Here is a 12,577-nt window from a genome sequence, read left to right on the forward strand (position 1 = left end):
TAATTGGTTTTTAATAGTTTGTCATTTCGAAGAAGTGAAGTATGAGCGACGAGAAATCTCTCTGCAATGAGATTCCTCCTCATTCTTCTTTCGGAATGACAGCATTTGTCATTAAAAAAACATTGCAAAAAGATCCACAGAAATTCTTAAATCCAACTAATGTTATTAACTACCAAAGTTTTACTGGCCCATTTTAAAAACGATTTGGGTCTTTTGAACTAAAGGATTGACAGTTCTATGACAAACCCTTCATGACTGCGCACATTAAAAACAGTACCATCTTCAAATAACAAATATTGTCCTTTGATGCCTTTTAGGACTCCTTCATAAAAAGGAGCTTTGGTTAGGTTTAGGCTTTTCACCTTCTTGGGATATTGTAGCACCGGAAAATGAATTTCAGTCTCTTTATTATTTGCCAGATAATATTGCATTGCTCCTTCCGGGATGTACTGTTTCAGTTTTTCACGCTCTTCAGCTAGATCCAGATCTTTAACATCATTGGTAAGCATCTTGCGCCAATTGGTTTTATCTGCAACGTGAGCTTTTAAGGCAACTTCGGTGATCCCTGCCAAATATCTATTTGGCACTTCCACGATCTCAATAGCTTCATGCGCGCCTTGATCTATCCATCTAGTTGGAACTTGTGTTTTTCTAGTCACCCCGACTTTTACATTACTGGAATTTGCCAGGTACACAATATGCGGCTTCAATTGCACCTGCTTTTCATATTCCAGATCACGGTCTTCTTCATCTAAATGAGCTTTACTCAACTCCGGATTCATGATCCAGTCACCCGCTTGTGGAATAGACATATAACAATCATAACAAAAGCCCTGTGCAAATATCTTTTTCTCCAAGCCACAATTTAAGCATTGATATCTCAAAAAATTAATACTGATTCGCTTGTTCAAAATCTGATTAACATTCAGGAAATCAGACTCAAATACCAAGTAATATTCTACTTCTTTTTGCAGTTCGGTTCTCATTTTGGTTAGAACACCTTCGTATCTCATGCTATTTTGTTTTAATTTTATAGAAAATGGGTATTGTAAGCTAACAGATTAGTTTTAATTTTATCTTTTATACTGTATATTACCAAGCGTTTTAAATCAGGTTTAAAGATAAAAGAATAATGCCAATTCCACTAGTAAACTCTATCGCCTCTTGGTTCCTAAAGAAGCGCATCCATCAAATGGAATTGTTTATGAAGTATCCTAACGAAGTTCAGCAAGAACTTTTAAGGTCTCTCATAAGCACGGCCAAACATACGGAAATTGGAAAAAAATATAACTTTTCAGAAATAACCACCTACCAAACTTTTGCTGAACGGGTACCGATTCATTCTTACGAAGAACATGAACCTTCCATAGAACGCAGTAGAAGAGGCGAAAACAACATATTTTGGCCTACACCTATTAAGTGGTTTGCAAAATCCAGTGGGACCACCAATGCCAAAAGCAAGTTCATTCCAGTTAGTGACGACTCCCTGGAGAATTGCCATTATGCTGCCGGAAAGGATTTGTTGTGCATGTACCTCAACAACAATCCGCAATCTCAATTATTTACAGGAAAGAGTTTGCGATTAGGTGGAAGCAAGGAGATTTATAGGAACAATGGTACTTCTTATGGAGATCTTTCGGCAATACTTATAGAAAACATGCCTTTTTGGGCAGAGTTTAGCAGTACACCCAGCAACGAAGTTTCTTTAATGAACGATTGGGAGATAAAAATGCAGGCGATCGTAAATGAAACCATCAAAGAAAAAGTGACCAGCCTTGCGGGAGTTCCCTCTTGGATGTTGGTGCTGTTAAACAAGGTTTTGGATACCAGTAAAAAAGAAGACTTATTTCAGGTTTGGCAAAACTTGGAAGTATATTTTCATGGGGGCGTGAATTTTCAACCTTATGCGGATCAATATAAAAAACTACTGCCTAGCGATTCTTTTCAATATTATGAAATCTATAATGCTTCGGAAGGATTTTTCGCTTGCCAAGACCACAACAATTCCAACGAGCTATTATTGATGTTGGATTATGGGATCTTTTATGAATTTATCCCTATGGATGCCTATGGTACCCCAGAGCAAAAAATAATTCCGTTGAGCGAAGTAAAACCCGAAGTGAATTATGCAGTCGTAATTACCACAAACGCTGGGTTATGGCGCTATAGAATTGGAGATACCGTGCGGTTTACCTCTACCAGTCCATATCGGATTAAAGTTTCTGGAAGAACAAAACACCACATTAATGTTTTTGGGGAAGAGCTTATTATAGAAAATACCGATAATGCCCTAAAAAAAGCCTCCCAGATCACTGGTTGCCAAATTATAGATTATACAGTGGCTCCCATTTTTATGGAAGGCAAAGAAAAAGGAGCTCATGAATGGATCATCGAGTTTAAAACCCCACCGGATAATTTGGAGTTTTTTATTGTTGAACTAGATCTGGCCTTACAGCAATTGAACGGTGATTACGAAGCCAAACGTTTCAATAATATGACGCTTAATATGCCAAAAGTACATCAAGCTCGCGAAAAGTTATTTTATGACTGGTTGAAGAAAAATGACAAATTAGGAGGACAACATAAGATCCCAAGGCTCTCCAATAAACGTTGTTACGTAGAGGAGTTAATTGAAATGATGTAGGATTCAAGAATTAATAATTCTACTTCTTATTATAGCCAAACCGCTTCAGTTGCTTGGAATCATTACGCCAATTCTTGTTCACTTTTACGTAAAGTTCCAAGTGAACTTGCTTTCCGAAGAATTTCTCCAAATCTTTTCGAGCCTCTACTCCTACCCTTTTTAAAGCAGAGCCTTTATGGCCAATTATAATTCCTTTTTGGGTTTCACGCTCCACCATAATAATGCTTCGCATTCTAATAATCAATTCATCCTCAAAAAATTCTTCTGTGTCTATTTCTACAGAATAGGGAATTTCCTTCTTGTAGTGCATTAGGATCTTTTCGCGAATGATCTCATTTACAAAGAAACGTTCCGGCTTGTCTGTTAATGTGTCTTTTGGATAGAAAGCGGGAGATTCCGGAAGTAATTCCACAACCCTATTAAAGACCTGCGCAACATTAAATCCTTGCAAGGCAGAAATAGGGTAGATCTCCGCATTTGGAACCTTTGCGGTCCAGTGGGCCACTTGTTCTTCTAATACACCTTGGTTGGAAATATCGATCTTATTTAGCAATAACAATACGGGAATCGTGGCATTGGTGATCTTTTTAAAGAAAGCTTCATCCTTTAATTCCTGCTCCCCAATCTCTACCATATAGATAAGGATATCGGCATCTTCAAAAGCAGACTTCACAAAATCCATCATGGATTGTTGCAAATCGTATGCTGGTTTAATAATCCCGGGAGTATCGCTTAAGATCGCCTGAAAGTCTTCCCCATTAACAATACCCAGAATACGGTGCCTGGTAGTTTGTGCTTTAGAAGTGATAATGGATAATTTTTCACCAACAAAAGCATTCATTAATGTGGATTTACCAACGTTTGGATTTCCAATGATATTTACAAAACCGGCTTTATGTGCCATAAGAAAAGAATTTTGGCAAAGATATTTCATTTAATAAGCCATTCCTAACTTTTTACAGGTTTCTAATATTAACGAATACCAAGCCTTTTACAATTAATCTACTTTGTAAGCGGGATCTAATTTAAATTCAATATTTTTGCCGGCTCTTAAGCATTATCATGGATAAGCTTTTAATATTGAAGCAATTAAACAGCAATGCAATGAGAAAATATTCGGAATATTAGTTTATAATTAATATTCGTTCATATTATTAAGACTTTTTCATGACAAAAATTTTCAACCTTTTTGATTTTTCACAAAAAGTAAATTACAAAACCGAAGTATTGGCGGGTTTAACCGTAGCCTTGGCTTTAATTCCAGAAGCAGTAGCTTTTGCTTTGATCGCGGGACTCTCTCCATTAACCGGATTATATGCCGCTTTTGTAATGGGCTTGATAACTTCCATTTTTGGAGGACGGCCGGGAATGATCTCTGGTGCAACCGGAGCTGTTGCAGTAGTGATTGTTGGCCTTTCCCTTACCTATGGCCCAGAATATATATTTGCCACCGTCATACTCGCAGGAATCATTCAGGTATTGGCAGGAGTGCTGCGTTTAGGAAAACTAATTAGGTTGGTGCCACATTCGGTAATTTTCGGATTCCTAAACGGATTGGCAATTATTATTTTCATGTCCCAGTTAAATCAGTTTAAAACAATAAACACAGCAGGCGAACTGGAATGGATGACAGGAACCCCGCTTTATATTTTATTGGGCTTGGTATTTACAACCATGCTTATTATTTGGGGCCTTCCTAAGTTCACTAAAGTTTTTCCTTCTTCCCTTGCTGCAATTTTAGTGGTATTTGGCGTAGTGCTTGGGCTTGGTATAGATACCAAGACGGTGGGGGACATAGCATCAATTAAAGGTGGGTTTCCTCCTTTTCATATCCCTATGGTGCCCTTTACTTGGGAGACCTTAACTATAATTTTTCCGTTTGCAGCGATCATGGCAGGGGTTGGACTTATAGAAAGCCTTTTAACCTTGAACATTATAGACGAGATCACCGAAACCCGTGGAAGTGGAAACAAAGAATGTGTAGCGCAAGGAACTGCGAATATGCTATCCGGGCTTTTCTCTGGAATGGGTGGATGTGCGATGATAGGCCAGAGTTTGATAAACGTATCTTCTGGGGCGAGGGCAAGACTTTCCGGCATTGTAGCTGCAGTAATGCTTTTGATTTTCATCATGTTTGGAGCGGATATCATCGAAAAATTACCAATGGCAGCGCTTACGGGGGTTATGATCATGGTTGCAGTAGGAACTTTTGAATGGGCAAGTTTAAAAACTTTTAGAAGGATGCCAAATTCTGATGTTTTTGTTATGGTCATGGTTACTTTGATCACCATTTTCCTTCATAATTTAGCTTTAGCGGTATTGGTGGGAGTAATTATTTCGGCATTGGTATTTGCATGGGACAACGCTAAACGAATTAGAGCCAGAAAAAGAGTAGATGAAGCTGGAGTTAAGCATTATGAGATCTACGGTCCCCTTTTCTTCGGATCTGTTCAGGCATTCAATGATAAATTCGATATTCTTACAGACCCGGATGAGGTGGTGATCGATTTTTCTGAAAGTAGGATTGTAGATATGTCTGGGATTGAAGCAGTAAACAAATTGACCGAGCGTTATTTAAAGCAAGGCAAAAAACTTCATCTAAGGCACTTGAGCAGCGATTGTCGCACTTTACTCAACAATGCCGATGCACTTATAGAAGTGAATATTTTGGAAGATCCTACTTATAAAGTAGCGGTAGATAAAGTTTAAAAAATTTGAATATTTTTTAAAAAGTCTCTTGAATTTTAGTTCAAGAGGCTTTTTTGTGTTCCAATAATGTTAAACCCATTCTTAAATGCGTCATTTAAGAACTATAATATTCTTAAATTTAGCTTGTCAATCCTAAAATTGAAAATATGCCTGTTAGTGTAAAAGGGGATAAAGAGATCGAAAGCACCCAATCCATAGATAACAAATGCCTACGATTGAATCTTAATGAAAACATTTATGGAACTTTCGCCGAAATTGGAGCGGGCCAAGAAACCGTTCGTAATTTTTTTAGGGTTGGCGATGCTTCAGGCACCATTGCAAAGACAATTAGTGCTTACGACAAGGATTTTAGTGATGCCATTTATGGAATAGAAGATGACGGAAGATATGTTACCGAAAATAGGCTAAAAAGCATTCTTTCTTTTGAAACAGGCCTTATTGAAAATAGGATCTCCAGGGAAAAGCATCCCGATAAACTTTTCTTTAGTTACGCAAATACGGTAACTACCATAGATTTCGCCAAAAAATATAAAGGCCATGGTTGGATGGGCATCCGTTTTCAAACCCAGCCGGAAGAAGAGTACAGCGAAATAATCTTGCACGTTCAGTTTCATGAAACCTTGGCTGTTCTCCAGCAAATAACCATTGGAACCATGGGAGTGAATTTAATTCATGGCGCCTACTACCTTCATGACGATCCAAAAAATCTTTTGATGCATTTGTATGATCAGTTAGATAAAGACCAAATAGAAATAGATACCATTAATTTTACAGGTCCTGCTTTCGAAAATGTAGACAATAGGTTAATGAGCCTGCAATTGGTTAAAAACGGAATGACAGATGCCGTGATGTTCGCACCAGATGGCCACAATATCCTTCCCGCCAATGTCCTTTACAAACGAAACATTTTAACCCTTAGAGGTAGCTTTAGACCGGTGACCAAGGTGAATATGAGCATGTATGAAAAATCTTTAAAGCTTTTTCTAAATGAAAAAAAGGTGGATGAGAAAAAAGTGATGGTGATCTTTGAAATGACACTTTCCAATCTTAGAGCAGAAGGGGAAATAGACGAAAAAGATTTTATGGATAGGGCCAAATTACTTTGTTCTTTGGGACAAACGGTAATGATCTCCAATTTTCAAGAATACTATAAAGTAGTAGAATACTTTGCTCAACATACATCAGAACGCATGGGCCTAACCATGGGTGTAAATACTTTCATAGACATTTTTGATGAAAAATATTATAGGCATCTTAGTGGTGGTATCTTAGAAGCCTTTGGAAAATTGTTTTTTAAGGATCTCAAGGTTTATTTGTATCCTCTTAAGGATCCTGAAACTGGAGAAATAACAACCAGTGAAAATTTGAAAGTACATCCAAGAATGAAGGAATTATATAAATTCTTTAAAGATAATGGAAGAGTTGTGGACATCACCGATTATGATCCCTCCGTACTCGATATCAACTCCCGGGAGGTGTATCAAATGATTGTGGATGGTAAATCTGGCTGGGAGTCTATGTTGCCAGAAAGTACCACCCAAATTATCAAGGAGAAAAACTTATTTAGGGAATAAAACCTATTTAGTAGGCTTGTTCTTTTCCATAATTGTTCCGGGCATAAATCCAAAATACTTTTTAAAGGAAGAAAAGAAAATATCTTTGTTCTGAAAACCAGCTTGTCTGGCAACTTCCGAAAGATCTGATTCTCCTTTATTTAAAAGGGACCTTGCATAGATCAGTTTTGTTCTGGTGATAAAATCCAGGGGTGTAAGCCCGTTTAAATTTTTCAATTTTAAATAGAGGGAATTACTGGACATCCCAATAGCTTCGCTTAGATCTTCTACCGTAAAACTGCTATCATGTATATTTTGCACAATTATCGCCTCCAAGTTGGCTATGAATTTATCGTCCAAACCACCTTTTAACAAATTGCTGTTACGCTCACTTAGGTTTGTGTTTACATAGGGCTGAATGGCTGAAGCCTTCATTTTCCCTTCAACTTTCAATAACAATAGTTCCAAGTTTACCGGTTTCGCAATTAATTGTAATAATTCTGATTGATCCTCTACAGGTAATTGCATCCTATTTTCATCAGTAACCATAACGAAGACAGGAACATTATGCAGATCTGGATTTTCCTTAATGGCATTGTAAAGGGTAATTCCATCCATCCCCGGCATATCAAAGTCGGTTAAAATAGCATTTGGTATAATTCTACTGGCAATCTCATAAGCTTCCAGGCCGTTTTTGGCATCGAAAACTTCGCCCAATTTTTTAAAGGATTGCACGAATACTTTTCTAAGCTCATCGTTGTCCTCTACAATTAAGATCCTGATCTCTTCGGTGGTGCTCTCATTTTTGGATACTATTTCCTGCGGAACACTTTCTTCAATTTCAACTTTTTCTTCAACTTTTATTGGCTTAGTATCCCTAATCACCGTTAGCTCCGGTTCATTTTTCAGAATTGGCTTCTCTACAAGCACTTGTTGGATTTCTTCGGTTTTAGGAGCTTGGGCAATCTCATCCTTAATATGGTTTTTAAGGATCAAGGTAAAGGTGGTTCCCTGATCTTTACTGCTTTCAAATACTATCGTACCACCCAGCTTATCTATAAAATCTTTTACATATAACAAGTTGATATGCTCAGAATTCTCTGCCGCGATACCACTTCGGGAGCTTCTATAATATTCTTTGATCACTTTTTGATCTTCCCTTGGAAGTCCCAACCCATTATCTGCCACCTGTATCTTAAGGTCCCCTTTATTGGTGCCAATTAGGTTGATGATTATCTTGCCCTCATCAAAAGAATATTTTATGGCACTGGAAATAAGGTTGAAAAAGATCTTATTTAAGTTATCGGCATCGTAATAAAAGAATTCCTGATTCCACTGATTGTTTACAATGATCTCCAAATTCTTTTGACGCAGAAGCGGATTAAAATCCTTGATCAATTCTTCAAAATAATTATCAAGTGCAATTCTAGAAATTACAGGAGCAGCATTTGCTTTCCTGAATTTAGAAGGCTGAAAATTTAAAATAGGTTCCAATAACTCCTTCAACCTATTTACGGTATTTTTTAAACGGTGCTTTGTTTTAGACTCTTCTTCCGCAATATTTTCCAAAGAGGTCAATAAAATAGTAAGCGGCGTTCCAATCTCCTGGTTCAAGTTGCTGTAAAATTTAGAACGTGCAGCCTTACTTTCCCTCTTTTTATGAATTCTGAAAAGGTAAAGCGGAATTCCAATAAGTGCCAGTAATAAAATTCCAAAGATTACATATGCACCGGTAGATGCCCACCAAGGTGATGCTATATTCATTGAAACTTGCTTTACAGCGCTCCATTGTCCATTTGCTTTTTTCGCCTTCACCAAGAACGTATACTTCCCAGGAGCGAGGTTCGCATAATTTGCTTCATTTTGAGTGCTGGGGTCAGACCATTCTGTATCCAACCCCTCTAATTTCCATGAATAGGCCAATTGGGAATAATCCCCGGGAGTCATTCCGTAGAACTTTATATGAAAAGAATTTTGATCTGGACCTAACTTCAATTTCTTGCCAGAATCAAAATTAGCCAAGGACTTCGTTCCATCCTCTTTTGACATCACATCTAAAGCCCCGAACAAGATATTGGGAACGGTTTCAGGCTTGCTCTTTAATTTATTCGGATTAAAAACACTCACCCCTTTCAAGGTTCCAAATGCCAGTTTATTATCCAATTGCGCAAAACTTCCTCGTGTAAAAACGGCACTTAGCAAGCCATCATCTTTATCGAAAACCCGGATTGTTGGATTATCTTCAATCACAAAGTTTACCAGCCCCTTATTGGTTCCTGCCCACACTTCATTTCTCCCATAGATCAACAAGCCTTGGATCCTATTGGAAGGCAATCCCGATTTTACATTTATCACCTTGACCGATCCTGCTTCGGGATTGTAAACTACAATTCCTGCACCCTCTGTTGCCAAAACGATTTCTCCAGATAAAGTTTCACTAATAGTATTGATATTAAAATAAGGAAGGTTCTTGGTATTTGGGTCTAATTTCTTGATTGGTTGAAATGTATTTGCCCCCGTATGGATATTAAAAACTCCATTTTTACCAGCTGCCAGGACATCTCCATTATCCAATTGAGCCATCGCACTTATTCCTCGCAAGGTGAAACTTTTAATCTCGTTATTTGGATCAATGCGGGTAAGGTTCCCATCTTCGCCCCCAGCCCACACATTTTTATTGGTGTCTACCAATAAAGCATTCACTTTTTGAAGTCCGGTTTTATTTAAGGCATCTGTAGAATACTGCGCCCTCAAAAATGTGTTGATATTGATCTTGTAAACTCCATCATTAAAAGTGGCCACCCACATATGCATATCGTCTGCCTGAAGGTCCCTAATAATATCCGGAATATTGCTCTGGTATTTAAATGAAAGATTTTTTAGATGTTGCCAAGAGTCGGATCGCCTGTTCCAAACACTCAATCCCTGTCTGGTTCCAAACCAAACATTGCCATTCTTATCTTCTTCTATGGCAGTTGTGAAATTATCGGCGAGACTGCTGTATTTTTTTGGGTCATGGCGCAAGAACTCAAAATTGTTCTGCTTTAGGTTGATGGAGTTTATCTGCCCAGATTCCGTAGAAACCCAGAGCGTATTGTATTTATCCAGAAACAAGCCATTTAAACTGTTATCAGATAAAGAAAGGTTATTGTTCTCTTGTTGCAAGTAATGGGACGCCAGTTTTAAGTTCTTGTTCAAGATCAACAATCCATCTCCCTTGGAAGCTAAATAAACATTTCCTGCCTTGTCTATGGAAATATCCTCGATAGGTGTTTTTTGAGCAGAAAATGGAAGGCTGTATATCTTTTCTGGATTGCTGAAATTCTTGTCGGTTTTATACAATCCGTTTTCTTGTGTGCCAATTAAATAAGCCTCTCCCGTAAAAAGAATACTTCTAACATTAAAATCTTTATAGCTTAAAAGTGGGATTTTTTTATACTGTCCGCTGTTCTTGTTTAAGCTGAACAACCCTTTTGAAGTTCCAAACACGATTCGCTGATCAACCGGAGCTAGGTCGTTCACAGATTGTTTGGATGGAAATGGCGATATAAGTACCAATTGATTTCTGGTATAGTTCCAGATCCCGCTATTGGAGCCGATCCAGATTTTTCCGAATTCATCTTCAGCGATCTGCTGTACATTCGTTTTTGTATTTGCCCTTTCTGAAGGAATGGCAACAAAAACATTTTTCTCGGGATTATAGCGATATAGGCCATTCTCGGTACCGGTCCAAATACGGTTTTGAGAATCTATAAAGAGCGTATTGATTTTTCCGGCCTTTTCGGGCATCCCCTTAAACTGCGAATAAAATTCTGAAAAGAAGGAATTATAGCGCTGCACATGATCGTCTGAAGCAATCCAAAGATTGCCTATACTATCCTGCTGAATTTCATTTATTTTCTCAAAACTTCCGTTTACTTCCGTAAGTTTTTCAATTCCCGGTACTTCCTGCGCCATACAATCACTTATTGCATTCCCCAATAAAATAAGTGAACCCGCAAGAAATATTTTCAATTTAGAATGCCCCAAATTTTAAATATTTAATATTGTTAATGCAAACAATTTAATGATAAGGCTAGATATAAATGCTTGTTTGGAAGAGAATTAAAATCGATTTATCAAGAGGTTATTAACCATACAGAATACTCATTAAAAGGCAGGCGTGCACGGTTGAAAATTAAAGACCACTTCGCGGAAAGTAACAAAAACATCTATGTAACTAACTGGTAGTAAAATTTAATTTGAATTCTTATTTTAAAATGAGATCTAACAAAACAGGACCATAAGCATGGTCTTAACGCCCGCCTGAATGAAATGTTCGGGAAGATTAACTGCTTCTAAACGTTATTAATACTGAGTTCTTGAAAGTTTCTGAAATTTTTTATCGGACAACAATATATTTTAACAAAGCTCAGTAGATAACTACGTAAGATTTTTATACTTTATTATATTGTTTTTCAAACAGTTAAAAAATATCGTATTGTTTGTTCGAGTCCTTCCCCTGCGCTCAGGATAAACTAAAGTCGAGAACTTTTTAGCTCAAAAAAGAGATTTCGTCATTAGCCTGTATTGAGCGAAGTCGAAATGCTCTACCTGACATCCCTACTAAAAATTATAATTTTGATATGTAAATAACTAATGACCTCTTTATTTTAAAATAGAATTAGTTATTAAAATAGACGAAAAATTGCTTTCAATGTTATCTCAATCAGGATTAATAAACGCATCTATATCCGAGCGTAATAATACGGGGTTAGCACCTTCACTTTGTGCTACCAACGCACCAACGGCACAAGCAAATTCAATTGCTTCCTGTGGGTTTACTTTGTTTAATAATTGACTTATTAATGATCCTAAAAAAGAATCGCCCGCACCAACGGTATCCAAAACCTTTATTAAATAGCCACTATTATAATAAAACTTATCATCATATAGAAGCACTGCCCCATGGTGTCCTTTAGTTACACAAATGCGCTTGGTATTAGTTTTTTCAGCGATATAGCGTATGTTTTGCTCCATCGAGCGATATTTAGATTCCAAATAGGCACTAACTTCAAATAACTCATCATCATTAAACTTGATGAAATCTGCTTTATTCATTAAATGAATTAATACCTCTTTTGTGTAATATGGGGAGCGAAGGTTTAGGTCAAAAACCCTATAATTAGCATACTCTAAAAGCTCAAATAAGGTGTTTTTAGAAATATCATTTCTTGCTACTAAACTACCATAAACAAACGCATCAGATTTTTTAACCAATTCAATTGCATTTTTAGTAATTATAATGTCATCCCATGCCCTTGGGAAATTAATATCGTAAGATGCTGATCCCTTTTCGTTCAGCATCACTTTTACTTTTCCTGTTTTAAAGTTTTTATTAACTTGAATATAATCTGTATTTACTCCATTTTGAGAAATGTACTCTAAAAGCATTTTTCCTCGTTTATCATCACCTACACTACTAATCATTGCAACTTCATTGTTAAATGATTGAGTTCGTAATGCGACATTTAATGGAGCGCCACCAATTTTTTTATGCGTAGGGAACACATCCCATAATACTTCCCCGAAACAAACAACTTTAGACATAATTTTCCTTTTAAAAAATAAAAAAGAGAGGGCTTAAATAAACCCTCTCTCAAAATAAAAAAACTAATTCAAAAAACTACAC

Annotated in this window: 7 protein-coding genes; 3 read left to right on the forward strand and 4 right to left on the reverse strand. The window is 37.0% G+C overall.

What is annotated here, in order from left to right; all coding sequences use genetic code 11:
- Positions 1-218: 218 nt before the first annotated feature.
- Entirely contained in the window at positions 219-1,013 is a 795-nt protein-coding gene (locus tag JM83_RS02165) for a DUF2797 domain-containing protein (protein WP_144958937.1), read from the reverse strand.
- Between the two features lie 119 nt (positions 1,014-1,132).
- Between JM83_RS02165 and JM83_RS02170 the strand changes: the two genes are divergently transcribed.
- Complete coding sequence (locus JM83_RS02170; protein WP_144958939.1) at positions 1,133-2,644, forward strand: GH3 auxin-responsive promoter family protein; 1,512 nt, start codon at positions 1,133-1,135, stop codon at positions 2,642-2,644.
- Between the two features lie 19 nt (positions 2,645-2,663).
- Here the strand turns inward: JM83_RS02170 and era are convergent, their stop codons facing one another.
- Positions 2,664-3,548, reverse strand: a complete 885-nt coding sequence (era, locus tag JM83_RS02175) for a GTPase Era (protein ID WP_144958940.1) — start codon at positions 3,546-3,548, stop codon at positions 2,664-2,666.
- Between the two features lie 263 nt (positions 3,549-3,811).
- On the opposite strand from era, the gene JM83_RS02180 reads away from it, so the two are divergent.
- Positions 3,812-5,353, forward strand: coding sequence for a SulP family inorganic anion transporter (locus JM83_RS02180; protein WP_144958942.1), 1,542 nt, complete (start codon positions 3,812-3,814; stop codon positions 5,351-5,353).
- 146 nt (positions 5,354-5,499) lie between these two features.
- Complete coding sequence (locus JM83_RS02185; protein ID WP_144958944.1) at positions 5,500-6,927, forward strand: TonB-dependent receptor; 1,428 nt, start codon at positions 5,500-5,502, stop codon at positions 6,925-6,927.
- 3 nt (positions 6,928-6,930) lie between these two features.
- On the opposite strand, the gene JM83_RS02190 is transcribed toward JM83_RS02185, so the two are convergent.
- Together JM83_RS02190 and JM83_RS02195 are read right to left on the reverse strand one after the other, a co-directional pair.
- Positions 6,931-10,935, reverse strand: a complete 4,005-nt coding sequence (locus tag JM83_RS02190; RefSeq protein WP_144958946.1) for a two-component regulator propeller domain-containing protein — start codon at positions 10,933-10,935, stop codon at positions 6,931-6,933.
- A 675-nt stretch (positions 10,936-11,610) separates the two neighbouring features.
- A complete protein-coding gene (locus JM83_RS02195) occupies positions 11,611-12,495 on the reverse strand; it encodes a carbohydrate kinase family protein (RefSeq protein ID WP_144958948.1) in 885 nt (294 codons plus the stop codon).
- Positions 12,496-12,577: the final 82 nt, after the last annotated feature.

Origin of the sequence: Gillisia sp. Hel_I_86 (genome assembly GCF_007827275.1) — a bacterium.
GTDB lineage: Bacteria > Bacteroidota > Bacteroidia > Flavobacteriales > Flavobacteriaceae > Gillisia.

What these genes read in the sequence shown, in the direction of transcription:
- JM83_RS02195 (WP_144958948.1), bottom strand. Translation starts at nt 12,495, where the DNA reads ATGTCTAAAGTTGTTTGTTTCGGGGAAGTATTATGGGATGTGTTCCCT.
- JM83_RS02180 (WP_144958942.1), top strand. Translation starts at nt 3,812, where the DNA reads ATGACAAAAATTTTCAACCTTTTTGATTTTTCACAAAAAGTAAATTAC.
- JM83_RS02165 (WP_144958937.1), bottom strand. Translation starts at nt 1,013, where the DNA reads ATGAGATACGAAGGTGTTCTAACCAAAATGAGAACCGAACTGCAAAAA.
- era (WP_144958940.1), bottom strand. Translation starts at nt 3,548, where the DNA reads ATGGCACATAAAGCCGGTTTTGTAAATATCATTGGAAATCCAAACGTT.
- JM83_RS02185 (WP_144958944.1), top strand. Translation starts at nt 5,500, where the DNA reads ATGCCTGTTAGTGTAAAAGGGGATAAAGAGATCGAAAGCACCCAATCC.
- JM83_RS02170 (WP_144958939.1), top strand. Translation starts at nt 1,133, where the DNA reads ATGCCAATTCCACTAGTAAACTCTATCGCCTCTTGGTTCCTAAAGAAG.